The following is a 26,464-nucleotide window of genomic DNA, read 5'->3' on the forward strand; positions in this document are numbered from 1 at the left end:
CGGCGTGTCGTCCTGCATCCGTGCGATCTCCCTGCATCTGTACCCGATGTGCCCTTGCGGTCGACCGATCACGCTGTGTTCACCTGACGTTCCATTCCAAGTACGACGGTCTCGTAATTCCTGGACACCTTCGAGAGTTCGAATACAGGTGTTCTCGAAATCCCGTCATCCTTGGAAAGGCCACATCCATGCGTCGCTACACCCTCCCCGCGGTGGGCTTGCTCGGCATCGCTGCTCTCGCTCTCACCGGCTGCCAGACCCCTGCCGCAGACACCGACGCGAACGCCGCGGCAGCTGCGCCTGATGCCCCGATCACGATCGCCACTCTCCCCGCGTCCGACGATCCCACCCAGGTCAACCCGGTCGATGCACTCGCCGAGCTCATCGAGAAGGAAACCGGACGCACCGTCGAGATCACCGACGTGCCCGACTACCTCAGCGTCGTCGAGGCCATTCGCAGCGACCACGTCGACATCGGGATCATGAGCGGTTTCCCCTCGGCACTCGCCGTCAACACCGGCGAGGTCGATGCGCTCCTGGCGTGGAAGGGGTCGGATGAGCCGGTCTCCACCTGCGTCGTGAAGGACGACTCTCCGATCAAGACCGTCGCCGACCTCAAAGGCAAGACGGTCGCCTTCGCCGATCAGGCATCCAGCTCCGGATACTTCATGCCGGTGTACATGCTGCACGAGGCCGGGCTGGAACAGGGCGAGGACTACGAGGGCATCTTCGCCGGCGGCCACGAAGGCAGCTTCGCCGCGTTGCAGCAGGACCAGGTGGATGCCGCATGCACGGCCTTCGTGCTCACCGAGATGGGGGCTCCGATGTTCCCCTTCGCCGATGGTGAGTGGCGGGCAGTGGGCGAGAGCCCCTCGATGGACGTCATGGGAACGGTGCTCGCGCGGCAGTCGCTCGACGACGAGACCCGCACGCTCCTGGAAGAGGCGCTGCCGAAGGTGTTCTCCGAGGAGAACGCGGACGCGCTCGCCGCCTACAGCTCGTTCATCGGTCTTGAGGTCGAGATCGCGCCGGACCCGAGCATCTTCGCGTCCTTCGCTGAGATCGCAGGCGTCGCCGGGGTCGAGCTCAAGGATCTGAAATGAGCAACCAGGTGACACGGGTGACGGATGCCGCGGCATCCGCCACTGCCCAGGCGGCGCCCGTGCGTGCCGGTGCTGGGCAGGCATCCGTCACCGCGACCGATCGCACGACCACGGCCGAGCTGCGGCAGGCGCTCCCACTCGTGACGGTGCGGGATCTCCGCGTCGCGTACGACGACAAGCCGGAGACCAAGCCGGTGCTCGACGGCGTCGATCTCGAACTGTTCCCCGGCGAGATGGTGGCGCTGCTCGGTGCCTCCGGCTCGGGAAAGTCCACGCTGATGAAGAGTCTCACCGGGTTCGCACCGGTCTCCGGTGGTTCGGTGCGCATCGCCGGTCACGACGTCACCAACCTCGCACGGGGTGAGCTGCGCACTCTCCGCTCGGACGTCGGGCAGGTGTTCCAGCAGTTCCAGCTGATCCCACGGTTGAGCGTGCTCACGAATGTGCTCACGGGGGCGCTGCACGGCGCAGGACCGATCAACCTCGTCGGCGGGTTCTCGTCGGCGCACCGTCAGCGCGCGCTGTCGCTGCTGGACCGCGTGGGCATCGCCCACAAGGCCAAGGACCCCGCCCGCTCCCTCAGCGGCGGCCAGCAGCAGCGAGTCGCGATCGCACGGGCGCTGATGCAGCAGCCGCGGGTGATCCTCGCCGATGAGCCGGTGGCGTCGCTGGATCCGAAGCTCGCCGACTCGGTGCTCGGGCTGCTGCGTCGGATCGCGACGGAGGACGGCATCCCGGTGCTCGTCAGTCTGCACGTGCTGCCGCTGGCGCTCGCGCACAGCGACCGGATCGTCGGGCTCCGCCACGGCGAGATGCTCGTCTCGGCGCGCACGACCGACCTCGACGCCGCGAAACTGTCGGTGCTCTACGACGAGGAGGATGACGATGTCGACCACCACGCCTGAATCGCGCACGCCCGAGTCGCACTCGCCGCAGCCGCGCGCGAAGCGCGAGCAGCCGACGCTGTCGACAGCGGACAGGGCGCGACTGGAGCGGGCGTTCTCGATTCCGCGGACCCGTTTCCTGATCGGCATCCCGGTCGCGATCATCGTGCTGTTCTGGTCGGCAGGCGGAGTCGGCTTCGACTTCTTCAAGCTCGGCGAGGGCGCCATCAACATGGGCGAGTTCCTCTCGCGGCTGTTCCCACCGGACTTCTCCAAGCTCGGCACGATCCTCGCCCTGCTGCTGGAGACGCTGCAGATGGCGATCATCGCCACCGTGCTCGGTGCGGTGCTCTCGCTGATCGTGGCCTTCGGCGCGGCATCCAACATCGCGCCGAAGTGGCTGTACTACCCCTCGCGCTGGGTGATGAACATCATCCGCTCGGTGCCCGACCTCGTCTTCGCGCTGATGTTCGTGTCGGCGGTCGGGCTCGGCCCGTTCGCCGGAATCCTGGCGATGACGCTGGGCTCGCTGGGTTCGATCGGCAAGATCTTCGCCGAGGCGATGGAGTCGGTCGATCGCGGCCCGATCACCGCGATGCAGGCGGTCGGTGCATCCAAGCGTCAGGTCATCCAGTACGGGGTGCTTCCGCAGGCGGCCCCTCTGCTCGTGTCGTACACGCTGCTGTTGTTCGAGGGCAACGTGCGCGGCGCCACGATCCTCGGCCTCGTCGGCGCCGGCGGCATCGGTCTCGAACTCACCACAGCGATGCGGATGTACGACTACGGACACCTCAGCGCCATCATCATCTGCATCATCGTGCTCGTCACGGCAATCGATCAGGGCAGCGCCCTCATCAGAAGGAGAATCACATGACCACGGCATCCATGGACACCGCCGCGATCGACATCACCCTGAGCGCACCGGTCAACCTGCGCGATCTCGGCGGAATCCCGATCGACGGAGGGGTGCTGCGCGAAGGCCTGGCGATTCGCACCGACGACCTCGCGTACGTCACCTCGGATGTGGTCGACGAGCTGATCGATGCGGGCCTCACCGCGATCATCGACCTGCGCTCTCCGGCCGAGGTCGCCGCGACAGGGCGCGGCCCTTTCGGGGAACGCGCCCTGGGCTATCACCACCTCCCTCTCATCGCGAACGTCGCGGACTCGATGGCCGAGGGCGCTCCTGATCTCAGCCACGAGGGCATGGGGAGGATGTACGTACGGATGGTCGAGACCGCAGCCCCTCAGCTCGTCACGGCCCTGAACGTCATCGCGTACACCCCGGGGGCGACCGCCTTCCACTGCGCCGCGGGCCGCGATCGCACCGGCGTGCTCGCCGCAATGCTGCTGCTGGTCCTGGGGGCGCACGACGATGACATCGTCGCCGACTACACGCGCACCGGCGAGAACATGGTCGCCATCATGCAGCGCACCGCCCCTGTCATGGGTGCGATGTGGCGAGCGCTCGGCTTCGAGCCCGACGCGCGTCAGGCTTCGACGAAGCTCCTCGAAGGATCGATGGAGGTCTCCATGCGTTCACTGCTGGGCACCTTGCGTGAGCGGCACGGTGATGCCCTCGCACCACTGCGCGCTGCCGGCCTCAGCGATGACACGATCGCCCGACTCAGTGAGCGGGCGCGCTCGTAATGACGGTTGTCGTGGCGGATGCCGGGACCGCGGTGCGCCGTAGGCCCGGCCGTCCGCGGGACGAGGAGATCGACGGTCAGATCATCGCGGCGACGCTGGGGCTGATCGATGCAGAGGAACCGGTGACGGTCACCAGGATCGTGCAGCGCAGCGGTGTGAGCCGCGCTGCGCTGTACCGGCGCTGGCCGTCGTTGACGACACTGATCGCGGCGGCCCTGGATGTGGGACGTTCGATCCCGCCTGCGGTCGACGCGGAGGGCGATCTTCGAACAGCGATCTTCGCATCGATGTTCGGCGCGGCGGGGATGGCGACGACATCCGCCTACTCCGAGGCGCGCTTCCGGCACCGCATCCGCCTCGTGATGGCCGATCGGGCGTTGCAGAAGGCGTACTGGAGATCGCACGTCGCACGTCGCCGCGTTCCGGTGGAGTCCGCGCTGAGCGCAGGCATCGCACGTGGCATCCTGCGTGACGACCTCGACGTCGAGGCGTGCTTCGACGCGATAGCCGGGGTCGTGTACTACCAGCTCGTCGTTCGGGGCGACCGGCTCGAGGACGAGAGCACTCGTGCCAGGGTGAGCGCGGCGATGGACGTCGTGTGGCGCGGGATGCTGGCCTGACGCTCACGGCGCGGCAGGCAGTGGTCAAGGCAATAGCGTAGAGAGGTGATCGCTCTCGCCGTGCTCCTGTTCGTCAACGCCGCCTTCAACGTCATCGTGTGGCCGCGGTTCTACAAGCGGGTCGCGAACGACCCGAGGGCGCGGGACGCCGAGGGCAGGGCCACGACGTTCCTCAAAGTGCACGCGGTGCTGATCGCGCTCGCACTGGTGATCGCGCTCGTGTCCGTGATCGCGGGCATAGCCGCACTCACCGGCGCTCTCTGACCGGACCGGCAGGCGCCGGCCGCTCGTGCTGTGCGACTCACTCGAACTGGCGCGCGTGCGAGGTCCAGCCGGCTTCGGCGGGAAGCGCACGCAGACCGCGATTCGCGACGGCGAGCAGTACCGAGATCGCGCACAGGACGGATGCCGTGATCAGGGTGTTCTCGCGCCCGATCGCAGCGAGACCGAACCCGGCGATCAGCGGAGCGAAGGGCATCGCGCCCATCCCGAGGACTGCAGATGCGCTGTTGGCTCGACCGAGCAGTTCGGTCGGCGTCGCGACCATGAAGTAGCCCATCAGAGCGGCGTTCACGGCGGGGATGAAGAACACCGTGACGCCGAGGACAGCGATCAGTGCGAGCGGCTCGCGTGCGGGGATCATGCTGAACACCCCGGCAGTGGCGACGGCGAGGCCGCCGATGATGACGATGCTCGCGCGGATCCGTGACACCAGGAGGGGCGCGATCAGCGCGCCGATCAGCATCGCGACCCCAGCGCCGGTCGCGAGCAGGCCGATCGTGACCGTTGAGTGGCCCGCCTGCTGCAATGCGTAGATGACGGTCGTCATGGCGGTGCTGAATCCGAGGTTGACGATGGTCGCCACGAACAGCACGCCGCGCAGGTCGGGTCGGGAGATCAGCCAACGGAAGCCCTCCGCGATCTCCCGCAGTGCGTTCGGGCGGGCGATCGCCACTGCGGCGGCCGCGAGCCCGACCTCCGATGCCGCCGGATCTGGTGCTGCAGGACCTGTTGCTGCAGGGGCCGAGCGCCGCAGCATCCATGCCGTCGCCGTTGCGACCACGTGGCACGCCGCCATCGCAGCACCGATCAGCCACGCTCCGGACGCGAGCAGCACGCCGCCGAGCGGCCCTCCCGCGAGCTGCAGCACGGCATCGCGCCCCTGATTCGCCGCCTGTGCTCTGCCCATCGCGTCATCGGGCACGATCTCCTTCAACGCGCTCTCGCCGGCGACGTCGAAGAGGCCCGCGCGCGCGGCGAGGGCCACATCGATCACCAGCAGAGTCGCGAACGTGAGCGCGTCCGCGAGGGCCAGGACGGTGAACGCCCCGGCGAGCACGACGCCGGCGGCAGAGCCGACGATCATCATGACGATGCGGTCGTGCCGATCGGCGAGCACGCCGCCGAACACCGTCGTGAGCGTGCGGATCGTCATGCCGACGGCGCTGATGATGCCGGCCTGCGCCGGGTCGTTCGTGACGAACAGCGCGATCAGCGGGATGGCGAAGCCGAACAGCGCAGAAGCCAGCCCCTTGGCCGTGTCGCTGATCAGCCAGGTGATGTAGCGGATGTTGTGCACCAGGCGATGCGCGGTGGCTGTTGTCATGTGATCCAGAGTAGATCCGCAACAGAAGTTGCGCAACTTTTATTGCGCAATATTTGTTGTGGATAGGATGTCGAGATGGCAGACGAGAGATCGCCGAAGAATCCGCGGCCGAACGCGATGCCCGCGCACTCGGGCTCGAAGGGCACGCACCCCGACGCGAAGCCGGCGACCACGGCCATGCTGAAGGCGTATGCGCACCCGCTGCGTCGGCGGATCGCCAAGGCGGTCGCCGGTCGTGGCCACGCGCGCGCCGCAGACGTCGCGGCCGACCTCGGCGTTCCCGCCAACAGCGTCAGCTTTCATCTGCGTGTCCTCGCCGAGGCCGGGCTGATCGAAGAGGCACCCGAGTTCGCCCGCGACAAGCGCGATCGGGTGTGGAAGGCGACTGAGGGGTCTTGGAACGTCGGTTCGCCGGAGCATCCGATCGCCGACGAAGTGCTCGGCGGAGTGCTGATGAATGCACTCGTCGATGATCATCTCGACATGATGCGGCGGTTCATGGCGTGGGCACCGGAGTACGTGTCCGGTCGCGACCCCGTCGTGCACGGGACCTTCTCGCAGGCCAACCTACGACTGACCGAGGCGGAGTTCAGTGAGATCGAGCGGCGGATCCACGAGGTCATCAAGGAGGTCGGCGATGCCCATGACCCCGACGATCCCGACACTCGCATCTGGAGCCTCGACATCATCGCCGCCGATGACACGATCTGAGCCCGGCCCCTGCGTCGCGCGGCACAGACCCTGCACGCTTGGCCGTGGATCTGCACACTTGGCCGTCCGGATCGGCGATCTGGGCAGCCATCCGTGATTCCGGACGGCCATCTGTACCCGCGCACCCACGTGTACCCGCACCGAGGCGCCCGCATCCCAAGGATGACGGGCGCCCCGTGACGCGGCTGCAGCTCGAGGACTACGGGATCGTCCTGCGGAACGCGAGAAACGAGATCACCGAGAGCAACGCGACGACGACCAGGCCCCACAGTGCCAGGCCGACCGCGCCGAGTGCCAGGATGCCCTCCCAGACCTGCCCCCACGCCTCGAGACGGGTGACGAGGAACACCAGACCGAGGATCAGGAGCACGACCGCGAAGCTCGCGATGAGGAGCACCATCTGGCCCCAGCTCTTGAAGATCGTCGCGCCGGTGAATCCGACCACGAAGAAGAACAGGGCGAGGGTGAAGTAGACCACGAACGCTCCGAGCGGACCGGCTTCCCACAGCCACGGCAGATGGAAGACGTACCCGTTCACGCCGTACCCGTTGGTCAGCATCTCGATCCCACCGCCGATCAGGAACAACGCGCCCATGAGGGCACTGCCGAGGATCGCGGTGAGCATCGTGCCGAGGAAGAATTCCCGGCGCGTGATGCTCATGGCCTGGGAGAACGGGAAGGTCAGAGTCATCGCCGACATACCGATCGCGAAGAAGTACCACAGCGGGGCCTGTCCGCCACCGCCGTACTTCGGCTGATCGATGGGAATCATCGCGTAGATGAGCACCGAGATGAGCACTGCGCCGGCGAGGATCACCAGCGGGTACCAGATGAAGGTGCCCTTGTTGATCAACTGCAGGCGGATGACGTTGAGTGTGCGTCGCATCAGTGGACCTCCTCCGTGGCGGATGCAGCGGCGGCTTTCTGGGTGAGTCGGACGACGAGTTGTTGCAAGGAGACCGGTGCCAGATCCAACCCCGATGCCGCGATACTGGAGCGATCGTCGTCGGTCAGAGCGCCGAGAACGGTCACCGAGGCCACTCGTCCGAGCGCCTCGCGGTGCAGGACGTCGCGTCCGGCCGACCACGTGTCGACCTTGTCCGCATCGCCGATGACGGTGATGGCGCGGTCGCGCACCGCATCCGTGTCCTCGTTGAGCAGGATCTGGCCGTTGTCGATGACGATGACCTTCTCGATGAGGTTGGAGACCTCGTCAATGAGGTGCGAGGAGAGGATGATCGTGCGCGGGTGCTCCGCGTAGTCCTCGACGAGGCGGTCGTAGAAGATCTGCCGGGCGACGGCGTCCAGGCCGAGGTATGGCTCGTCGAAGAAGGTGATCTCTGCCCGGGATGCCAGGCCGATGATCACGCCGACCGCGGAGAGCTGCCCACGGGAGAGCTTCTTGATCGTGGTCTTCATCGGCAACTGGAACTCGGCGATCAGGTCGTCGGCGAGCGCTTGGTCCCAATTCGGGAAGAACAGGCTGGATGCCTTGAATGCGTGCCGGGGGTACGCGTCGTCCGGGTACTTCTGGCTCTCACGGACGAAGCAGATCCGGCTGAGCACGTGGGCGTTCTCGTACGGGTGCTGGCCGAAGATCTTGACGGTGCCGGACGACTCGAAGTTCTGGGCCGTGAGGATGGACATCAGCGTCGTCTTGCCGGCGCCGTTGCGGCCGAGGAGGCCGTAGATGGCGCCGCCTTCGACCGACAGCGAAACGTTGTCGAGTGCGCGCGTGTCCTTGTAGCGCTTGGAGAGGTTCTGCACCTCGATGACGGCGGTCATGCGGGGTTCTTCCCTTCTGTGATGGTGTCTGTGGCGGTGGATGCTGCCGCGCGTTCGCGCAGCAATGCGGCCAGATCCTCCGGGCCGAGTCCAAGTGTGCGGGCCTCGGCGAGGAGAGGGTCGATGTAGCGGTCGGCGAATTCGGCTCGGCGCTCGGTGAGGAGCTGGTCGCGGGCGCCGGCGGTGACGAACATGCCGATGCCGCGACGTTTGTACAGCACGCCCTTGTCGGTGAGCATGGCGACTCCCTTCGCTGCGGTGGCGGGGTTGATCCGGTAGAAGGCGGCGAGCTCATTGGTCGATGGAGCCTTGGTTTCCTCGTCCAGCGATCCGTCGACGATCGAGTCCTCGATCTGCTCGGCGATCTGCAGGAAGAGTGCCTTGCCTTCTTCGATCACTGGTGCCTCCAGGTGGTCAGTTGGTTACTTACTCGACTAATTAACCATAGAACCGCGGGCAGGTCAAGCCCTTCGGCGAGGAGGAAGGGGTGAAAAGGGATGCGGGTCAGCCGCGCAGGTCGCGGGCGCGCAAGGTGAAGGCGGATGCTGCGGCGAGAACCAGCCCGATCGCCCAGGTGAGCGTGAGGCCGCCGAGGTCGATGCCCTCGGCGAGCGGCGACTGCCGGAACACCCAGGCGTACGGCGACAGCGCGTTCAGCCACTCGAGATCGTCGGACTGCTTCGCGAGCGCCTGCAGGATGTACCCGAGCACGGCGATACCCGCACCCACTCCCGTCGCCCAGATGCGGCGTCCGGTCGCGGCGCCCGCGAGCAGCGCGGCGCCGGCGGTGAGGAAGGCCAGACCCACGAGCGCCGCGCTCGCACCGATGATGCGCACCGGCTCCAACTCGAGCTCTGCCGGGCCATTGAGCCCCCAGATCACGAGCCCGGCGAAGGCGCCGAGCCAGATCAGGCGCACGAGCACCGAGAGTGCTGTCTCGAGTGCGTACTGACCGCGACCGATGCCGTGCGCGAGGTCGAGTTCGGCGCGGCCGCTCTCCTCCGCAGCCGCGAGCGACGAACCCCACAGCACCGCGGCGATGGTCGTCAGGAGGAACCCCATCAGCCCGTAGAACGTGGCCTCGGTGTAGCCGGCGCCACTGGCGATCTGGTCGTAGCCGAGCGTGTCGACCAACTGTTTGGGCATCGAATCGATGAGCTGCGTCATCTGATCGCTCGCCCCGATGCTCGGGTACAGCGGCAGGTACAGGAACAGTACGGCGGCGATGCCGGCCGTCCAGCCGAGCAGGCTCCGCCACGATTCCCGCATGCTGCGCCGGAACACCGGCAGGATGCTGCGCATATCAGTGCCTCCGCCCGCGGCTCGAGCGTCTGGTGGTCGGAGCGGTGTCGGCGTGGGAGCGGTCGCCGTACAGTCGCAGCACCGACTCCTCGAGATCGGGCTCCTCGACCGTGAGATCCTGCACCTCGTATCGTGCAAGGGTCTTCAGGAAGGGGTCGATTCCGCCCTCGATCGTGGTCGAGAGCTGCACGCCCTCGCCATGATCGACGACATCCAGCGCTTCGACCCCGGCGAGCCTCTCGAACGCCGCGCGTGCGACCACGGCATCCGTTCCGCCGATGCGCACGCGCACGCGGCGTACGGACCCGAGACGGAGCGAGGCGACGTCTCCCTCGGCGACGATGCGACCAGCGCTGAGCACCGCCACCTCGTCGGCGGTCTGCTGGATCTCGCTGAGCACGTGCGAGCTCAGAAGGACGGTCTGCCCGGCATCGCGCGCCTCGCGCACCATCGAGAGGAACTCGCGCTGCACCAGCGGATCGAGTCCGCTGGTCGGTTCGTCGAGGATCAGCAGTTCTGGGCGGTGCATGAAGGCCTGGATCAGCCCGACCTTCTGCTTGTTGCCCTTCGACAGCGTACGCACCGGCCGGTCGAGGTCGACGCCGAGACGATCGGCGAGGTCGCGGGCTGTGCGCAGCACGGATGTCGTCGAGCCGTTGGATCCGGACACCTCGGCATAGAAGGCGAGCAGTCGATGCCCGCTCGCCCGGCCCTCGAGGTGCAGTTCGCCGGGCACGTATCCGATCCGCCGGCGCAGCGCGGCTCCACCGTGGCGCGGATCCTCACCGAGTACACGCACGGTGCCAGACGACGGGCGGATGACGTCGACGAGGGTGCGCAGCGTTGTCGTCTTGCCGGCGCCGTTGGGTCCGATCAGCCCGAACACGGCGCCGGCGCGCACGTGCAGATCGAGCTCGTGCAGGGCGGTGTGCTGCTGGTACTTCTTATGCAGCCGGGTGATCTCGATCGCTGCGCTCATGGACGTTGGCCCTTCTCCGGTGTGACGCCACCGCTGAACAGCACACTAGGCCTGAACGAGGACCAGTGGTAGAAGTGTTCGCGGAGGTCGATGCCGTGTTCGAGCCAGGCCTTCATGAAGGCACGCCGGCACGCGTAAATTGAGGGGGTGCCCGATTTCCCATACGACGGCTTGCGTCGATTCCCCGACGTCGAGGCCGACAATCTCTTCGCGTATGACGCGACAGATCGGATGCTGGTCGATCAGGCACTCGCCCTGATCGCGGAACGCGCGCTGACCGGCTCGGAGATCAGCGTGATCGGCGACGAATACGGCGCGATCACACTGGCGCTGACGGACGCCGGGTAACGACGGCGTCCGCGTGCACCAGGACCTCGCCACCGGGAGGCAGGCGCTCGCTCGCAACGCCGCCGCGCTCGAGCTGGGCGGGTTCGTCTCGCACGAACTCGAATCGTCATTGCTCAAGGGCGCGCGCCTCGTGCTGCTGCAGCTGCCGAAGGCGCTCGCCGAACTCGAGGAGATCGCGGATGCCGTGGCCCGCTGGGCGGCGCCCGACGTGGTGATCGTCGCCGGAGGACGCGTGAAGCACATGACCCTCGCGCAGAACGAGGTGCTCGGGCGCAGCTTCGCCCAGGTTCAGGCGCAGCGCGCCGAGCGGAAGTCGCGGCTGATCGTGGCTGCGGGCCCCCTGACCGTGTCGGCCGAACCTCCGTACCCGCAGTGGTCGGAGCATCCGGAGTTCGGGCTCAGGCTCGCAGCGCACGGCGGCGCCTTCGCCGCGAGCCGGATCGACATCGGCACGCGGGTGCTGCTCGAGGTGCTGGGTGAGCAGCGCGAAGGGTCAACCGACGTCATCGACCTCGGCTGCGGTACCGGAGCGCTCGCCGCCTACTACGCGCTGACTCACCCCGAAGCCGGCGTCACGGCGACCGATCGATCTGCGGCGGCCGTGGCATCCGCTCGGGCGACGATCATCGCGAACGGCGTCGCCGACCGCGTGAAAGTGACCCACGACGATGCGGGCTCGGCCCTGTCGGACGGCAGCGCCGACCTCATCCTGCTCAACCCGCCGTTCCATCTCGGCGCCAGTGTCCACACCGGTGCCGCGACGCGTCTGTTCGAGGCATCCGCCCGCCTGCTCAAGCCTGGCGGCGCACTGCTCACCGTGTTCAATTCGAGCCTCTCGTACCGGCCGGAACTGACGCGTTTGATCGGCCCGACCGAGCAGTTGCACCGTACGCCGAAGTTCACCGTGACCCGCAGCATCCGTCGCTGACACGCCCACACGCAGATTGTCGACATTCGACAGAACCCCCGTTCAGGCTACAAAAATCCAGAAGCCCAGACTGGGCGAGATTTGCCCCTGACCGGCCCTTTTGTTACGTTGAAATGTAGGCCTTTCGGCTTATAGACCAGTCCGCGGTCACGTCCTTCATTCGATGAGCTGTGCTGCGAAGAGGCGTGGACGTACGGTCGATGTTCTTTGCGCGGATCCGAAATCCGTTGCCCGAGCCGCCAGCACGACACTGTCGAAGCGGCCCTGCGATCATCACCCGGGCGTAACCGAAGTCGGCTACCGAGACCCGAAAAATCGGAAGCCACCGGGGGAAACGTGACCGAAACCGCTCTCGAAGCGCGCAATCTTTTCAAGGTCTTCGGACGAAATCCGAAGCAGGCCGTCCAGCGTCTGAAGTCCGGCGAATCCCGCACCGCCGTGCAGGATGCCGGAACCGCGGCCGTCATCGACGCCAGCTTCACCGTCAACCGCGGTGAGATCTTCGTCATCATGGGACTGTCCGGTTCGGGCAAGTCCACCATCATCCGCATGCTCAACGGCCTGCACGACATCACCGACGGCTCCGTCGTGGTCGGCGGCGACGAGATCGCCGGGGTGCCGGCATCCCGACTGCGCGAGATCCGCCGCGAGAACGTGTCGATGGTCTTCCAGCACTTCGCGCTGCTGCCGCACCGCACGGTCGCCGCGAACGTCGCCTACCCGCTCGAGCTCAAGGGCGTCGGCAAGGCCGAACGCTCGGCCAAGGCCGAAGAAGTGCTCACCATGGTCGGCCTCGACGGATGGGGCGATAAGCTCCCGTCGGAACTGTCCGGAGGCATGCAGCAGCGCGTAGGCATCGCCCGCGCGCTCGCCGCTGACACCGACATCCTGCTCATGGACGAGGCCTTCAGCGCCCTGGACCCGCTCATTCGTCGCGAGATGCAGGAGCAGCTGCTCGAACTGCAGGAGAAGCTGCAGAAGACCATCGTCTTCATCACGCACGACCTGAACGAAGCCATGTTCCTCGGCGATCGGATCGCGGTCATGCGCGACGGCCGCATCGTGCAGATCGGCACACCGGAAGACATCCTCACCGACCCCGCCAACGACTACGTCGAGCAGTTCGTGCAGGACGTCGACCGCGCCCGTGTGCTCACTGCGTCGAACGTCATGGAGCGCCCGCGCCCCGTGGTCGCAGAGAACGCGGGACCCCGCACAGCGCTGCGTCAGATGCGCGACGCCTACATGTCGGCCGCATACGTCACGGGCCGCGACCGCAAGCTGCTCGGCATGGTCACCGACCGCGACGCCGTCAAGCTCGTGCGCAAGGGGGAGACCGCACTCGCATCGATCCTGAAGCCCGTGCCGCAGAGCGTCCCCGAGGACGAGGTGCTGATGAACCTCTTCGTCCCCGCCGTCGAGTCGCAGTTGCCGCTCGCGGTCGTCGATGGGGCCGGCCGCCTGACAGGTGTCATCCCGCGCGTCACGCTGCTCGCAGCGCTCGGCCCCGGTCCGAACTCGACCGAGGAGATCACGTTGCCGCTTCCGCCGGTCTCCCACGCCGAGATCGCCGCCGTGCTCGGAGAGGCTGCGGATGCCGTCGCCCCGACGGCCACCACGGTTCGCGGAGAGGCGGCAGATGCCGTCGCCCCGGAAGCCACGGCTGAAGGGGAGGTGCGCTGATGGACGGATTCCGCATTCCGATCGGTGAGTGGGCGGCCGCTGCCGTCGGGTGGGTCAAGGACAACCTCGAGGGTCTGCTCGACTTCATCTCGTTCATCGTCAAGTTCCTCGTCAACGGCCTGACCGACGTGCTCCTCGGCACGCCGATAGTCGCCGTGATCATCATCGCCGCGTTGATCGCCTGGGCTGTCCGCTCCATCTGGATGGCGCTCGGCACCGCCGTGTCATTCGCGCTGATCCTCAGCATGGGGCTGTGGGTCGCGGCGATGCAGACGCTCTCGCTGGTGATCGTCGCCGCGCTCGTCGCGGTCGTCATCGCGATCCCACTGGGCATCTGGTCGGCGCGCAACAACACCGTCCGCGCCATCCTCAAGCCGATTCTCGACTTCATGCAGACGATGCCGGCGATGGTCTATCTGATCCCCGCGATCGTGTTCTTCAGCATCGGCGTCGTGCCAGGGCTCGTGGCCACCGTCATCTTCGCCCTGCCTCCTGGCGTACGCATGACCGAACTCGGCATCCGCGGTGTGGACTCCGAGACCGTCGAGGCCGGACACGCCTTCGGCGCGACGCCGGGTCAGATCCTGCGAGGCATCCAGCTTCCGCTCGCGATGCCGACCATCATGGCCGGTGTCAACCAGGTCATCATGCTCTCGCTGTCGATGGCCGTCATCGCCGGTATGGCCGGCGCCGACGGACTCGGAAAGCTGGTCGTCGAGGCGATCGCGACCGTGAACATCGGCAAGGGCGTCGAGGCGGGACTCGCCGTCGTCCTGCTCGCCGTGTTCCTCGACCGCGTCACGGCTGCGCTCGGTACGCCGGGCGAGTTCCCGTCGTCGCTGCTGGGCATGATGTCGCGCCGTCGCGCTTCGCAGCAGGCCGAGAAGGCGGATGCCGCGGCGTTGGAGACCAACCGAGCCACGGCTAAGGGCATGCGCCGCGCGGCCCCTTGACCATCCCTCACCCATACGAAACGCAGCAGAACATACGGAAGGAAGCACCATGAAGAAGTTCCGGCACATCACAGCCGCCGTGGCCCTGGGGGCCGTGGCATCCCTCACCCTCGCCGGTTGCGCGACCGGCAATGACACCGCAGGCGGAAACGGCGGCGGTGACAGCGAAGGCGGAGACAAGGGCACCATCACCCTCGGCTTCATCCCCTCGTGGACCGATGGTCTGAGCATGGCGTACCTGGTCCAGGACCAGCTCGAGAAGCTCGGCTACACGGTCGAGCTCGAGACGCTGACTGAGGCCGGCCCGCTGTACACCGGCCTCGCGCAGGGCGATGTCGACCTGTTCCCGTCGGCATGGCCCGAGGTCACGCACGCGCAGTACATGGAGACCTATGGCGACGACCTCGAGGATCTCGGCGCGTACTACGACAACGCCAAGCTCACGATCGCCGTGCCCAGCTACATGGACATCGACTCGATCGAAGACCTCAAGGGCCAGGCCGCCCGTTTCGACGGCAAGATCACTGGTATCGAGCCAGGCGCGGGCCTCACCGGCGTGACGCAGGACTCGATGATGCCCGAGTACGGCCTCGATGGTGAGTACACCCTCGAGACTTCGTCGACCTCGGCGATGCTCACCGTTCTCGGTGAGGCCATCGACAATAAGGAAGACCTCGTCGTCACGCTGTGGAAGCCGTTCTGGGCGAACAGCAAGTACGACGTCAAGGAACTCGAAGACCCGCTGGGCGCGATGGGTGAGGCGGAGACGCTGAACTTCATGGCGCACAAGGGCTTCGCCGAGGAGTTCCCCGAGGCCGCTGAGCTCGTCAAGCAGATCAAGCTCGACGACGACCAGTACGGTTCGCTCGAGGACCTCGTCGTCAACGAGTTCGGTGAAGGCCAGGAGGCCGACGCCGTCGACAAGTGGCTCGAGGAAAACGGCGACCAGTTCGACTGGGTCGTCAAGGAGTAATCACTTCACGCTCACCGAGCGACAGAGGGCGTCGCGACTCCGGTCGCGGCGCCCTCCTGCGTGCGTGCGGTCGTGCGTGCTTGCGTGCCGGTACGAATGGCTGGCGGAAGCCACGGTTGGCCGTCGGGATGGCCGATTTCGTCAGCCATCCGTGCGTTTCGACGTGCAAGCGTGCGGCGGGATCACGGAACGATCGAGTCGATGTACCCGCCGTCGACCCGCACCGCAGCGCCCGTCGTCGCGGAGGCCAGGGGTGAGGCGAGGTACGCGACCATGTTCGCGATCTCCTCGGGCTCGATGAGCCGCTGCAACAGCGACTGCGGCCGGTGCAGGCGCATGAACTCGCGCTGCGCCTCATCCCAAGGAAGGGCAGCATCGACCAGCTCGTAGACGAACGTCTCCACGCCGCCGGTGTGCGTCGGACCGGCGAGTACCGAGTTGACCGTGACGCCGGTGCCGGCGGCATCCTTTGCGAAGCCGCGCGAGACGGCGAGAAGGGCGGTCTTGGACATGCCGTAGTGGATCATCTCGGCGGGGATGACGACCGCCGAGTCGCTGGCGATATTGAGGACGCGGCCCCATCCGCGTGACTTCATCCCCGGCAGCGTGGCACGGATGAGCCGTACAGCGGCGAGCACATTCACGTCGAAGTAGCGGCGCCACTCCTCGTCGGTGATCTCGAGCGCGGGCTCCGTCCCGAAGATGCCGAGGTTGTTGACGAGAACGTCGATGTCGCCGGTCGCGGCGAGCACGGCATCCGCTCCCTCTTGGTTCGTGACGTCACCCGGAGCGGCAATGAGGTGGCGGTCGGCGGACTCTGCCTGCAGTTCCGCGATGACGGATGCCACGCCGTCGGCGCTGCGGCCGTTGATGGCGACGCGCGCGCCGGCATCGGCGAGGGTGGCGGCGATGGCCCGTCCGATCCCCTGGGTGGAACCGGTGACGAGTGCGGTCTTGCCTCTGAGATCGATGCGCATGGTGGATGCAACCACGGCCGGGGCGGAATCATGCCGCGGCTCACCGATGCACGGTGCACGCAACCCCCTGCCGCGTCGGGGTGACGCGCGTAGCCTGAGGGCATGGACGGTTTCGCGGCTGTCGACTTCGGTTTCTCTCGCGAGGTGCTCCAGCGGGGCATTGCGGCGCTGTATCTCGTCGCCTTCGTCTCGTCGTTGAACCAGTTCCGCCCGCTGCTGGGCGAGCACGGGCTGCTGCCTGCGCCCGCGCTGCTGGGATGGGCTGCCTCGTCGAAGGCGCGCGGACGGATGCTGCAACCGACGCTGTTCCGCCGCATCCGCTACACGGATCGACGCCTCGCGATTCTCTGCTGGGCGGGCATCGTCATCTCGGTGCTGCTCGTCGCAGGCATCCCGCAACTGGCACCGCCGTGGGTACCGATGACGTGCTTCCTGGCACTCTGGATCGGGTACATGTCGATCTCGAGCATCGGGCAGACGTTCTACGGCTTCGGCTGGGAGATGCTGCTGCTGGAGGCCGGGTTCCTCGCCGCATTCCTCGGCTCGAGGGATCAGCCGCCGCCGACCGTCGTGATCGTGCTGATGTGGTGGCTGGTGTTCCGCCTGGAGTTCGGTGCGGGCATGATCAAGATCCGCGGCGGACGGGAATGGCGCGACCTCACCGCTCTCACCTATCACCACGAGACGCAGCCGATGCCGGGTCCGCTCAGCCGTCAGGCGCATCTGCTGCCTCGGTGGCTCCACAAGGGTGAGGTGCTGGGCAATCACTTCGCGCAGCTCATCGTTCCGTTCTTCCTGTTCGCTCCGATCCTCTCGCTCTGGATGCCGGGGCCCGTGCCCCAGATCATCGGCGCCGTCGCGGGCGTGATCATCATCGTGACGCAGGTCTGGCTCGTCATCACCGGAAACTTCGCATGGCTGAACTGGGCGACGATCGTGCTGGCGTTCTCAGCGATCGGGGTGCCGATGCGCGCCAGTGCCGAGCAGACCCTCCCGCTCTACTGGATCATCATCACCTCGGCTGTCGGCATCCTGTATCTCGTCGTCAGCTGGCCCGCCCTTCGCAACCTCTTCGCCCACCGTCAGCTGATGAACGCGAGCTTCAACCGCTGGCAGCTGGCGAATGCCTACGGTGCCTTCGGGACGGTCACGAAGGCACGGATCGAGATCGTCATCGAGGGGACGCTGGATGAGGACCCCGATGCCGCGACCTGGCGCGAGTACGAGTTCAAGGGCAAGCCCGGCGACGTGCGCCGCGTGCCGCGGCAGTTCGCGCCGTACCATCTGCGCCTGGACTGGCTGATGTGGTTCCTGCCGCTCGGGCGGTCGCTGGATGACTGGTTCACGGTGTTCCTCGCCCGACTGCTGCAGGCGGATGCCCCGACGCTGGCGCTGCTGCGCGCCGATCCGTTCGCCGGCCGTCCGCCGCGGTGGGTGCGTGCGGTGTCATACCGCTACCGCTTCGCGACCCGCGAGGAGCGGCACCGCGATGGTGTGATCTGGATGCGGGATCGGCGGCGAGTGATCGTAGGGGCGGCGGAGCTGCCGTGAGTGGTGCGCCTCCTCCCGGGACGTGCCGGGCGAATGCGGAGGGGTAGGGCGCCTACGCCCGGTCGTCTTCCCGGTTCAACCGGACACGCTCAGGCTCCGGCGCACGGACGGGTTCGGGCGCAGGCTCGGCATTCGGTTCCCGTTCGGGGGCCGGAGTCGGAGTCGGTCCCGCCGTGATCTCGCGCGCCACCTGCTTCTCGAGCACCGTCACGGCGTCGTCGGAGAGGAGGATCAGTCCTTCGAGTTCTTCGCGCACGCGCTTGTAGGCGACGTTGCGTTCGGCCTGCGTGGCCGATTCGTCGATGGCGACCTTCAACAGCTTCTGGGCGCGGTCGAGGCGCTTGCGCTCGGCCTCGCTGAACGTGGAATCGCGCAGCCGCCTGGCGTCCTTCTCGGCGATCTCGAACGCGACGGCGTAATTGCCGACAGCATCCAGATACTCGGAGACGCGCTGCTCGCTGATCTTGGCGTCTGCCGATGCCGGACGCAGAGCATCCGCCGTCTTCTTCGCTCGCAGGAACGCGGCAGTCAGAGGCTGGCGGCCGTCGCTCATGGCGGGGAAGGCGATGAGCTTCGCGACGTCGAGTTCGTAGTCCAGCCACCGGGCCGTGATCTCGTCGTGCTCCTGGAACAGTCGCTCCAACAACTGGTTCGACGACACCTGCGCGTCCGATACGATCTCTCGCGGCTTCCTGGAAGGTGCGACCTGGCCGCGGGCGGCGAGTTCGGCGGCCTTGAGCTCGCCCTTCAGTCGCAGCGTCTCGAGGCGTCGCTCGTGCCGGCGCTTCGCGCCCTGCTCCCACGCCTTCGCAGCCCCGCCGGCCATTCCCATGATGGGGAAGATGAGCCACCAGAAGCTGCCCGCCCACTGCCAGAACTCTTGCATGATGCGTTCAGCCTACTGCGCGCTGTTGCCCTGCACCCCTCCCCATTCGATGGGACCTGCGCAGCGATCTCAGCGGGTGGGAGCGCTGCTGCGTCCCTCCGCCCGTCCGGTCATCTCCGCGTCGAATGTCTCCTGCGCGACGCGCATCTGCTCGGCGTACTTCGGCTGTGCATGGCCCGCCCGAGCTGAGGGCTCAGCTCGACAGCATCCACCGGCGAACCCGCTGAGCATGCGGTCGCGCCCGGTCAGCGTCCGGGCGCGACCAGCCCCGTCTCGTATGCCAACACGACGAGCGCTGCGCGGTCGCGGGCGGAGAGCGTGCCGAGCAGGCGACTGACATAGGTGCGGGCGGTGGCGGGGCTGAGGAAGAGCTCGGCGCCGATCTCGTCGTTGGTCCTGCCTCGGCCCACCAGCGTCAACACCTCGAGCTCGCGTTCGGTGAGTCCGGCGAGCAGCGTGCGGTCTATGACCGTCTGCGATGCGGCGGCCCGCATCACTGTCGCCGTCACCGACGGAGACAGCAGCGAATCGCCGGCGGCGACCGTGCGGGATCGCGGCGCGCAGGTCCTCCGGCGACACGTCCTTCAGCAGATACCCCGACGCCCCGGAGCGGATCGCGGCGTAGACGTTCTCGTCCTCGTCGAACGTCGTCAGGATCAGGACGCGGATGCCGTCGAGCGCAGCATCCGCGACAATCGCCCTCGTCGCCTCCAGCCCGTCCATCACCGGCATCCGGATGTCCATCAGCACCACGTCGGGACGAAGCTCACGCACGCGCGAGAGCCCGCTGCGCCCGTCCGGCGCCTCATCCACGACGGCGATGTCGCCGTCGCGTTCGGCGAGCGAACGCAGCCCCGCGCGTACGAGTTCCTGATCGTCGACGATCACCACACGAATCGGTTCGCTCACGCTTCTCCTTCTGACTGCGCCGGAATCTCGGCGTCCACGATGAATCCGCCCGGTGCAGGGTGCGCGGTGAGCGTGCCGCCGAGCAGTTCTGCGCGCTCCTGCATGCCCCGGATGCCGGATCCCGCACGGTGGCTCTCACGCGCACTGGTGCCGTCATCCACGATGCGCAGGGTCAGCGTCCCCTCCACCGCGCGCGCGGTCACGCGAACCGTCGAGGCTCCCGAATGCCGGAGCACGTTCGTCAGTGACTCCTGCACGATCCGGTAGGCCGCAGCATCCACCGATCGCGACAGCGCATCCGATGCGGCTGACACTTCGGTCTCGACGCGCAGTCCGGCGTTCCGCGCGGCGGCGAATAGCGGGTCGAGCGACCCGAGACCCAGCACCGGTTCGGGGCCAGAGGCGTCGTCCGCCCGCAGCACCTTCACGGTGCGCCGCAGCTCACGCAGGGCGTCCGATGTCGCCGCGCGCACCTGGTCGAGCGCGGGTCGCGCTGCCGCGGCATCCGGAGCCTCGGCGGCGACCCCGGCGTGCAGGGACGCGACCGAGAGCGTGTGCCCGATGGTGTCGTGCAGGTCACGGGCGATCTGCATCCGCTCGGCCTGCATCCTCGCATCCGCGGCGTGGGCTTCTTCTGTGGCGGTGAGCGCGGAGATCTGCGCGGTTCGCTCACGTGCCTCCCGCGCGAGGCGCACTGCAACGCCGAGCGCGATGGCCGCGGCGGCAAGCGCCAACTCGGTGACGAAGGTGTAGCCGTTGAGCGTTGCCTCCGGCTCTGACCCGTCGAGGCGGAAGTAGGTTGCGACCGCGAGCAGCACTGCGGCCGACCCGACCGCCCAGTACGTGCGATGCTGCTCAGCGGCAGAGAAGAGGGCGCCGATGGCGGGGAGCACGATGCCGACGGGCGGCAGATCCAGGGTGTAGTACGCGAAGATCGCGAGCAGCGTCACGACCAGCGTGGTCCGCGGCAGCAGGCGCCGGACGAGCAGGATCAGCCCGAATCCGAGCGCGAACGCATATCCGCCGAAGGACGTGCGACCGACCGGATCAGCGGCGATGACGACCGCGAGAACCAGCGTCACCGCGATCGCGAGTCCCGCGTCGGTGAGCCGTGGGTTCACCTCGCTGCGCATGCCTCCAGCGTAGAAGTGCACGGTGCAGTGCGCGATCCCCTCAAGGCGACGAGCATGTCGCTCCCAGGCGACACCCGACCGCCCGGACGTCGCCTGCTGCCGGTGCGAGGAGACGCCCCGGGCCAGATGTGCCTTCCGCCGCGGCTGGCGAGGCTGGAGGCATGACTGAGACAACTCCTTCCACCACCGCCCGACCCGCACTGCCCTGGCTGCTCATCGTCGGCCTCGCCTCGCTCTCGCTGCTGTGGCCGCTCACGAACCTGATCGGCATCGGCCAGGGTGCCCCGCGCGCGCTGACGATCATCGCGGTCGTCGCTGTGACCTGGATCGCCGTCGTCGGCTTCGGCCGAGTGCCGCGCCCGGTGCTGGTCCTCACGCTCACGGGGCTCGCCCACGGTGCGATCTCGATGGTCGTCGCGGCGATCTTCGGCGGCGTCGACGGACCGGTCTGGACCGTGTTCGTGGCCCTCGTCATCGACACCTTCTGGGGTGCGATCGCCGGACTCCTCGCTCTCGCCATCCAGCAGATGCGGAAGCCCCGAGCATGAGCAGACCGGCACGAGCCCGCACAACTCCGGAGAATCCGATGAATAGCGTGGTTAGGGCCCCGGGAATCCGGGCATCCGGGAAAATCCTCCGGAGTTATGGAGCACCACGACCGCGCGGCAGGCGCATCGCCGCCGCGCTCGCCGCAGTCGCAGCATCCGCCGTACTCCTCACCGCATGCGACTCGTTCTCCACCACCGCTGTCGCCGAGCACGACTTCGTGAACGAGCTCGCCATCCCGCCGCTCGCCGATTCCACCGTCGAGGACGGCGTGCGCACGTTCCAGCTGACGGCGGGGCAGGGCACAACCAGCTTCCTCGGCATCGGGGATGCGGAGACCTGGGGCTTCAACGGCGCCTTCCTCGGCCCGACACTCCGCGCCGAGCGCGGTGAGCGGGTCGCTTTCGAGATCGACAACCAGCTGCCGGAGGCCACCAGTGTGCACTGGCACGGGATGCATCTGCCGGCTGCGATGGACGGTGGTCCGCACCAGATGATCGAGCAGGGTGAGACGTGGCGGTCGACGTGGACGATCGATCAGCCCGCGTCGACGCTCTGGTATCACCCGCATCCGCATGGGGAGACGGAGAAGCACGTGTATCTCGGTCTGGCCGGGATGTTCATCCTCGACGACGATGCGAGCCTCGCCGCAGATCTGCCGAGTGAGTACGGCGTGGACGATCTGCCGCTCATCGTGCAGGACAAGGAGTTCGACAATTCTGGCCGACTCGCGCTGAACGACGACGGTTCGGAGCCGGGGACGCTGGGCGACACGGTCATGGTGAACGGCACGGTCGGCGCGTACCAGGAGGTGACGACCGAGCAGGTGCGTCTGCGGCTGCTGAACGGTTCGACCGCCCGGACGTACACGTTCGAGATGCCGGATCGGCCCATGACTCTTATCTCGACCGACGGCGGTTTCCTCGATGCTCCGGTCGAGATGGATCAGGTGCGACTCGCTCCTGGCGAGCGTGCCGAAGTCGTCGTATCGTTCGACGCCGGCGAGACCGTGCGCCTGCACTCGTCGAAGACCGACCTCGGCGGCATCGTCGTGCCTGCGACGTCGGGCGGAAACGACGAGTTCGATGTGCTGGAGTTCCGGGCGGCAGCAACGTTGACGCCGTCCTCCGAGCCGTCATGGCCGCAGGCGAAGGATGCTGTCGCCGATGAGCTGCATGAGGACGAAGCATCCGTCACTCGGGACTTCGTACTGAACACCCGTGAGATCAACGGTGAGCAGATGGACATGAACCGGATCGATGAGGTCGTCCACGTCGGCGCCACCGAGGTGTGGGAGGTGCGCAGCACCCAGCCGATTCCGCACAGCTTCCACATCCACGATGTGCAGTTCCGGGTGCTGAGCATCGACGGACGGGAGCCGCCGCCCGAGCTGGCCGGGCCCAAGGACACGATCTACCTCAACCCGAACCTGACCTACCGGCTGCTGGTGCGCTTCGAGGACTACGCCGATCCGACCATGCCGTACATGTACCACTGCCACATGCTGCTGCACGAGGACGAGGGCATGATGGGGCAGTTCGTCGTGATCGAGTCAGGGGATGAGGACAGGGTCGGGGTGCCGGAGCATTCGGGGCACGACGAGGACACCGATGATGCTGCGACCGGAGGCCACGCGGGGCACTGAGGACGTACCCTCCACTAGCCTGGGCCGCATGATCATCACCGACTTCCCGCGTGATCTGCTCATGACGGGCGCGATCTTCGGCGTCGCGGCGTTCGTGTGGGCGGGGTGGGCGCAGGAGCGTCCGCCGAAGCACTGGATCTGGCGGGTCATCCTCGCGGTGCTCGGCCTCGGTGGCGCGGCGCTCGCCGGTATCAGCCTTCCCGCGGCGATCAGGAACTGGTCGGAGCCGACGGCCATCAGCGTCGGCACTCCGGCGTTCATCGTCTACATCGTCGTGTTCTGGTTGGAGGTCGCTGCGATGATCGCACTCGCGATCTGGGCGTCGCGCAAGAAGCGCCAGGACCTCATTCCGGTGTTCGTTCTCGCGGTGGTCGGCATCCATTTCGTGCCGCTCGCGTGGGTGTTCGTGCAGCCGATGTACGCCCTGGTCGGCATGGTGCTCACAGGGCTCGCAGTGCTCATCGGACGGATGAACGAGACGCCCATCGCGCGCAGTTTCTGGTGCGGACTGACCGCGGCTCCCGTGCTCCTGGTGGCGGGAATCGCGTGCGCTGTGGCGGGGTTCGGTGCGCTCGGCGACTGACGATGCGGGCGAGCGCCGGGGCATCCGCAGCGCCGGTGCGTCCTTCACGGCGAATCATCGCCCTCGTGCACCATTGTTCCGGCGCCTCGAGCGGACTATGGTGCGGACATGGCACTAGGCGACTATCCCGTCAGAGCATCAATCGGAGTCACCCACATCGGACGTGCGGCGGCGTTCTACGAAGGTGTGCTCGGTCTCGTCCCCGAGGGCGAAGGTCCGAGCGCTGATATCGAAGGAGGCGCTCGGTTCTACGCTGCCGGGGAGGGCACGATGCTCAACGTGTTCGAGACGCCGACAGCGGGTGGGACGCGGTCGACTGTCGCGACATGGTACGTCGATGACATCGATGCGATCGTCGACCAGCTCTCGGCAGCGGGCGCGGAGTTCGCTCGCTACGACGCGTTCGATCAGGATGAGCGTGGGATCGCGCCTCGAGCCGGGGGCGGACGCATCGCCTGGGTCGCGGATCCGGACGGCAACACCCTCGCGATCGAGGCGGACATCTGACGGTCCAGCGGATGCCGGGCTGTTATCACCCGCGAGATGGTGCTCCCAGCGCCAGTGCGTCCGATCGATGCTGGCACCGTGCCGGTCGTCGTGTCAGGATGGCCACGACTCGGCTCACCGCGAGCCGAACTTGAACGGCAGGAGCGGATATGCAGCTGGCCATGGTCGGACTCGGCAGGATGGGCGCGAACATCGTCCGACGGTTGATGAGAGATGGGCACGATTGCGTCGTCTATGACGTGAACGCGGATGCCGTCGCCGCACTGGTCGCGGAGGGGGCAGTCGGCGCGGACAGCGTGGCCGATCTCGCCGCGAAGCTCGAGCCCACGCGGGTCGTGTGGATGATGGTGCCCGCCTCGCTCACCGGTTCCGTCGCTGAAGAGGTTGCGGCAGTTCTGGACAAGGGCGACATCCTCATCGACGGCGGCAACTCCAACTATCGCGACGACGTGCGCCGGGCGGCCGCATTGCGCGAGCGCGGCATCGAGTACGTCGACGTCGGCACCAGCGGCGGCGTGTTCGGCCTGGAGCGCGGCTACTGCCTCATGGTCGGCGGCAGCGACACCGCCTTCGCTCATATCGAGCCGGTGCTGCGCACGATCGCGCCGGGGGTCGGCGAGATCGAGCGCACGCCCGGTCGCGACGGAGACCTCACTCCGGAGGAGCAGGGCTACCTGCACTGCGGTCCCTCCGGCGCGGGCCACTTCGTGAAGATGGTCCACAACGGCATCGAGTACGGCATCATGGCGTCGATCGCCGAAGGCCTCAACCTGCTCGACAATGCGGATGCCGGAGTGCGCGAAGCCGAGCACTCCGCCGAGATCGCCCCGCTCGAGGAGCCGGAGTTCTACCAGTTCCCCATCGACACCGAAAAGGTGTCCGAGCTGTGGCGGCGCGGATCGGTGATCTCGTCGTGGCTGCTCGACCTCACAGCGGCCGCCCTGCACGAGAACCCCACGCTCAACGGGCTGGCGGGTCGAGTCTCGGACTCCGGCGAGGGCCGCTGGACCGTCAAGGCCGCCGTCGACGTCGGCGTTCCGGTGCCCGTGCTCGCGGCATCGCTCTTCGAGCGCTTCTCATCACGCGACGAGGACCTCTTCGCCAATCAGGTGCTCTCGGCGATGCGACTGCAGTTCGGCGGACACAAGGAACTCCCGGCGGGCGACGTGCTCGAGGCGGGTGCGCGCAAGGCCGACGCCGGCTGAGCTGCAAGAGCCGGCCCGGGTCGCGGCGTGCCGTCGTTCGCAGATGTGCGCTTCGTTCGCAGGGAATCCTTGAATTCCTGCGGATCAGGTGCACAACTGCGAACAGGAGTATCGCGGATGCCGGGCCTCAGGCCCGCGGCGCCCGCTCAGTGCTGAACCGCTGCGCCCCGAGCACTCGGAGCAGGCGGATCTTCTCCTCGTCCTCGCTACGGGGCGCGGCGGTCAGCACGAGCAGCGCCTGTCCGCGGTCTTCGGTGAACAGCACCTGACAATCTACTTCGATCGCTCCCACCTCGGGGTGGATCAGCGTCTTGTGGTCGGCGAATCGCTGGGCGACCTCCTGCCGATCCCACAGTGCACGGAACTCCTCGCTGCGCCGGGACAGCTCTGCGACCAGCATCCCGGCCTGCGACCCCGCGCCCATGACACCGTATGCCGCGCGCAACCCCGCGACCTGCGCACGACTGTTGCGGGCGTGATCGTCCTCGGGATAGTGCGCTCGCGCCTGCTCGGGCTGCGCGAACCAGCGGTACGGCTCGTAACGCTCGAGCCCCGTGGCGCCGACGTTGTCGCCGAGCAGTGCAGCGGCCAGCGCGTTCTGCACGAGCGTCTCGCCGAGGCTGGAGATGATCAGGGCCGGGGTGTCGTCCAACCGGTCGAACACGCGCTGAAGTGCCGGCGCGACGTGATCAGATGGCGCTATCCGGTCGGGCACCGTTTGCCCCGCGACGCGATAGAGGTAGTCGCGCTCGTCGGAGGAGAGCCGCAGGGCACGCGCGAGCGAGGAGAGGATCTGCGTGCTCGGCTGGGGTCCACGCTGCTGCTCGAGCCGCGTGTAGTAGTCGGTGGACATCAACGCGAGCTGCGCGACCTCCTCACGGCGCAGCCCCGGTGCGCGGCGGCGCACGCCGGTCGACAGCCCGACGTCGCCGGGCTGCAACTGCTCCCGGTGTCGGCGGAGGAACTCGGCGAGGGCTTCACGATCCATGAGTCCATC

Annotated in this window: 28 protein-coding genes and 1 pseudogene; 18 read left to right on the plus strand and 11 right to left on the minus strand. The window is 67.3% G+C overall.

Features of this window, described 5'->3' with window-relative positions; genetic code table 11:
• Positions 1 to 188: 188 nt before the first annotated feature.
• Genes phnD through QFZ46_RS09280 form a run of 6 tightly spaced genes read left to right on the plus strand, consistent with a single transcriptional unit; the run spans position 189 to position 4,521 of the window.
• Positions 189 to 1,103, plus strand: a complete 915-nt coding sequence (gene phnD, locus QFZ46_RS09255; protein ID WP_307360634.1) for a phosphate/phosphite/phosphonate ABC transporter substrate-binding protein — start codon at positions 189 to 191, stop codon at positions 1,101 to 1,103.
• Positions 1,100 to 2,008 (plus strand): phosphonate ABC transporter ATP-binding protein, encoded by a 909-nt coding sequence (locus tag QFZ46_RS09260; protein WP_307360637.1) that lies wholly within the window; start codon positions 1,100 to 1,102, stop codon positions 2,006 to 2,008. The genes phnD and QFZ46_RS09260 overlap by 4 nt, the downstream gene beginning before the upstream one ends.
• Positions 1,989 to 2,861, plus strand: a complete 873-nt coding sequence (gene phnE / locus QFZ46_RS09265; protein WP_307360639.1) for a phosphonate ABC transporter, permease protein PhnE — start codon at positions 1,989 to 1,991, stop codon at positions 2,859 to 2,861. Before QFZ46_RS09260 ends, phnE begins: the two co-directional genes overlap by 20 nt.
• On the plus strand, positions 2,858 to 3,637 hold the full coding sequence (locus QFZ46_RS09270) for a tyrosine-protein phosphatase (protein ID WP_307360641.1): 780 nt from the start codon (positions 2,858 to 2,860) through the stop codon (positions 3,635 to 3,637). The genes phnE and QFZ46_RS09270 overlap by 4 nt, the downstream gene beginning before the upstream one ends.
• A complete protein-coding gene (locus QFZ46_RS09275; protein ID WP_307360644.1) occupies positions 3,637 to 4,257 on the plus strand; it encodes a TetR/AcrR family transcriptional regulator in 621 nt (206 codons plus the stop codon). The genes QFZ46_RS09270 and QFZ46_RS09275 overlap by 1 nt, the downstream gene beginning before the upstream one ends.
• A 45-nt stretch (positions 4,258 to 4,302) precedes the next feature.
• Positions 4,303 to 4,521 carry an SCO4848 family membrane protein gene (locus QFZ46_RS09280; RefSeq protein ID WP_307360647.1) on the plus strand — a complete coding sequence of 73 codons (219 nt, stop codon included), beginning with the start codon at positions 4,303 to 4,305 and terminating at the stop codon, positions 4,519 to 4,521.
• A 37-nt stretch (positions 4,522 to 4,558) separates the two neighbouring features.
• Here the strand turns inward: QFZ46_RS09280 and QFZ46_RS09285 are convergent, their stop codons facing one another.
• Positions 4,559 to 5,863 (minus strand): MFS transporter, encoded by a 1,305-nt coding sequence (locus QFZ46_RS09285; protein WP_307360649.1) that lies wholly within the window; start codon positions 5,861 to 5,863, stop codon positions 4,559 to 4,561.
• A gap of 75 nt (positions 5,864 to 5,938) precedes the next feature.
• Between QFZ46_RS09285 and QFZ46_RS09290 the strand changes: the two genes are divergently transcribed.
• Positions 5,939 to 6,574 carry a winged helix-turn-helix domain-containing protein gene (locus QFZ46_RS09290; protein WP_307360652.1) on the plus strand — a complete coding sequence of 212 codons (636 nt, stop codon included), beginning with the start codon at positions 5,939 to 5,941 and terminating at the stop codon, positions 6,572 to 6,574.
• A 199-nt stretch (positions 6,575 to 6,773) separates the two neighbouring features.
• On the opposite strand, the gene QFZ46_RS09295 is transcribed toward QFZ46_RS09290, so the two are convergent.
• The 5 genes from QFZ46_RS09295 to QFZ46_RS09315 all read right to left on the minus strand — a co-directional run bounded on the left by QFZ46_RS09295 (position 6,774) and on the right by QFZ46_RS09315 (position 10,640).
• On the minus strand, positions 6,774 to 7,460 hold the full coding sequence (locus QFZ46_RS09295; protein WP_307360655.1) for a hypothetical protein: 687 nt from the start codon (positions 7,458 to 7,460) through the stop codon (positions 6,774 to 6,776).
• Positions 7,460 to 8,359: an ABC transporter ATP-binding protein gene (locus QFZ46_RS09300; RefSeq protein WP_307360658.1), complete on the minus strand. Its 900-nt coding sequence runs from the start codon at positions 8,357 to 8,359 to the stop codon at positions 7,460 to 7,462. Before QFZ46_RS09300 ends, QFZ46_RS09295 begins: the two co-directional genes overlap by 1 nt.
• Positions 8,356 to 8,757 (minus strand): GntR family transcriptional regulator, encoded by a 402-nt coding sequence (locus tag QFZ46_RS09305; protein WP_307360660.1) that lies wholly within the window; start codon positions 8,755 to 8,757, stop codon positions 8,356 to 8,358. Before QFZ46_RS09305 ends, QFZ46_RS09300 begins: the two co-directional genes overlap by 4 nt.
• A gap of 106 nt (positions 8,758 to 8,863) precedes the next feature.
• On the minus strand, positions 8,864 to 9,661 hold the full coding sequence (locus QFZ46_RS09310) for an ABC transporter permease subunit (protein ID WP_307360661.1): 798 nt from the start codon (positions 9,659 to 9,661) through the stop codon (positions 8,864 to 8,866).
• Position 9,662: 1 nt separating this feature from the next.
• Entirely contained in the window at positions 9,663 to 10,640 is a 978-nt protein-coding gene (locus QFZ46_RS09315) for an ABC transporter ATP-binding protein (RefSeq protein ID WP_307360663.1), read from the minus strand.
• 147 nt (positions 10,641 to 10,787) lie between these two features.
• On the opposite strand from QFZ46_RS09315, the gene QFZ46_RS20040 reads away from it, so the two are divergent.
• From QFZ46_RS20040 to QFZ46_RS09340, 5 genes are all read left to right on the plus strand, one after another.
• Positions 10,788 to 10,988, plus strand: a complete 201-nt coding sequence (locus tag QFZ46_RS20040; RefSeq protein ID WP_307360664.1) for a hypothetical protein — start codon at positions 10,788 to 10,790, stop codon at positions 10,986 to 10,988.
• 13 nt (positions 10,989 to 11,001) lie between these two features.
• Complete coding sequence (locus QFZ46_RS09325; protein WP_307360665.1) at positions 11,002 to 11,916, plus strand: class I SAM-dependent methyltransferase; 915 nt, start codon at positions 11,002 to 11,004, stop codon at positions 11,914 to 11,916.
• A gap of 336 nt (positions 11,917 to 12,252) precedes the next feature.
• Positions 12,253 to 13,599, plus strand: coding sequence for a quaternary amine ABC transporter ATP-binding protein (locus QFZ46_RS09330; protein ID WP_307360667.1), 1,347 nt, complete (start codon positions 12,253 to 12,255; stop codon positions 13,597 to 13,599).
• A complete protein-coding gene (locus QFZ46_RS09335) occupies positions 13,599 to 14,552 on the plus strand; it encodes an ABC transporter permease (RefSeq protein ID WP_307360669.1) in 954 nt (317 codons plus the stop codon). Before QFZ46_RS09330 ends, QFZ46_RS09335 begins: the two co-directional genes overlap by 1 nt.
• 49 nt (positions 14,553 to 14,601) lie before the next feature.
• Positions 14,602 to 15,525 (plus strand): glycine betaine ABC transporter substrate-binding protein, encoded by a 924-nt coding sequence (locus tag QFZ46_RS09340; RefSeq protein ID WP_307360671.1) that lies wholly within the window; start codon positions 14,602 to 14,604, stop codon positions 15,523 to 15,525.
• A 182-nt stretch (positions 15,526 to 15,707) separates the two neighbouring features.
• Here the strand turns inward: QFZ46_RS09340 and QFZ46_RS09345 are convergent, their stop codons facing one another.
• On the minus strand, positions 15,708 to 16,502 hold the full coding sequence (locus QFZ46_RS09345; protein ID WP_307364558.1) for an SDR family NAD(P)-dependent oxidoreductase: 795 nt from the start codon (positions 16,500 to 16,502) through the stop codon (positions 15,708 to 15,710).
• Positions 16,503 to 16,604: 102 nt separating this feature from the next.
• Here QFZ46_RS09345 and QFZ46_RS09350 point away from each other — a divergent pair, with 102 nt between their 5' ends.
• Positions 16,605 to 18,053 carry a lipase maturation factor family protein gene (locus QFZ46_RS09350; protein WP_307360672.1) on the plus strand — a complete coding sequence of 483 codons (1,449 nt, stop codon included), beginning with the start codon at positions 16,605 to 16,607 and terminating at the stop codon, positions 18,051 to 18,053.
• A gap of 52 nt (positions 18,054 to 18,105) precedes the next feature.
• Here the strand turns inward: QFZ46_RS09350 and QFZ46_RS09355 are convergent, their stop codons facing one another.
• The 3 genes and pseudogenes from QFZ46_RS09355 to QFZ46_RS09365 all read right to left on the minus strand — a co-directional run bounded on the left by QFZ46_RS09355 (position 18,106) and on the right by QFZ46_RS09365 (position 20,981).
• Positions 18,106 to 18,939, minus strand: a complete 834-nt coding sequence (locus QFZ46_RS09355; RefSeq protein WP_307360673.1) for a hypothetical protein — start codon at positions 18,937 to 18,939, stop codon at positions 18,106 to 18,108.
• A gap of 245 nt (positions 18,940 to 19,184) precedes the next feature.
• Positions 19,185 to 19,848 (minus strand): annotated as a pseudogene (locus QFZ46_RS09360) (response regulator).
• Positions 19,845 to 20,981: a sensor histidine kinase gene (locus QFZ46_RS09365; protein WP_307360676.1), complete on the minus strand. Its 1,137-nt coding sequence runs from the start codon at positions 20,979 to 20,981 to the stop codon at positions 19,845 to 19,847. The pseudogene QFZ46_RS09360 and the gene QFZ46_RS09365 overlap by 4 nt, the downstream one beginning before the upstream one ends.
• 161 nt (positions 20,982 to 21,142) lie before the next feature.
• Between QFZ46_RS09365 and QFZ46_RS09370 the strand changes: the two genes are divergently transcribed.
• The 5 genes from QFZ46_RS09370 to gnd all read left to right on the plus strand — a co-directional run bounded on the left by QFZ46_RS09370 (position 21,143) and on the right by gnd (position 25,467).
• Positions 21,143 to 21,529 (plus strand): hypothetical protein, encoded by a 387-nt coding sequence (locus QFZ46_RS09370; RefSeq protein ID WP_307360678.1) that lies wholly within the window; start codon positions 21,143 to 21,145, stop codon positions 21,527 to 21,529.
• Between the two features lie 47 nt (positions 21,530 to 21,576).
• Complete coding sequence (locus QFZ46_RS09375) at positions 21,577 to 23,172, plus strand: multicopper oxidase family protein (protein ID WP_307360680.1); 1,596 nt, start codon at positions 21,577 to 21,579, stop codon at positions 23,170 to 23,172.
• A gap of 28 nt (positions 23,173 to 23,200) precedes the next feature.
• A complete protein-coding gene (locus tag QFZ46_RS09380) occupies positions 23,201 to 23,755 on the plus strand; it encodes a hypothetical protein (protein WP_307360682.1) in 555 nt (184 codons plus the stop codon).
• Between the two features lie 108 nt (positions 23,756 to 23,863).
• Positions 23,864 to 24,262, plus strand: coding sequence for a VOC family protein (locus QFZ46_RS09385; RefSeq protein ID WP_307360685.1), 399 nt, complete (start codon positions 23,864 to 23,866; stop codon positions 24,260 to 24,262).
• A 149-nt stretch (positions 24,263 to 24,411) separates the two neighbouring features.
• Positions 24,412 to 25,467 carry a phosphogluconate dehydrogenase (NAD(+)-dependent, decarboxylating) gene (gnd, locus tag QFZ46_RS09390; protein ID WP_307360687.1) on the plus strand — a complete coding sequence of 352 codons (1,056 nt, stop codon included), beginning with the start codon at positions 24,412 to 24,414 and terminating at the stop codon, positions 25,465 to 25,467.
• 127 nt (positions 25,468 to 25,594) lie between these two features.
• On the opposite strand, the gene QFZ46_RS09395 is transcribed toward gnd, so the two are convergent.
• Complete coding sequence (locus tag QFZ46_RS09395) at positions 25,595 to 26,455, minus strand: helix-turn-helix transcriptional regulator (RefSeq protein ID WP_307360689.1); 861 nt, start codon at positions 26,453 to 26,455, stop codon at positions 25,595 to 25,597.
• Between the last annotated feature and the right edge of the window lie 9 nt (positions 26,456 to 26,464).

It is taken from the genome of Microbacterium murale, from assembly GCF_030815955.1.
GTDB lineage: Bacteria > Actinomycetota > Actinomycetes > Actinomycetales > Microbacteriaceae > Microbacterium > Microbacterium murale_A.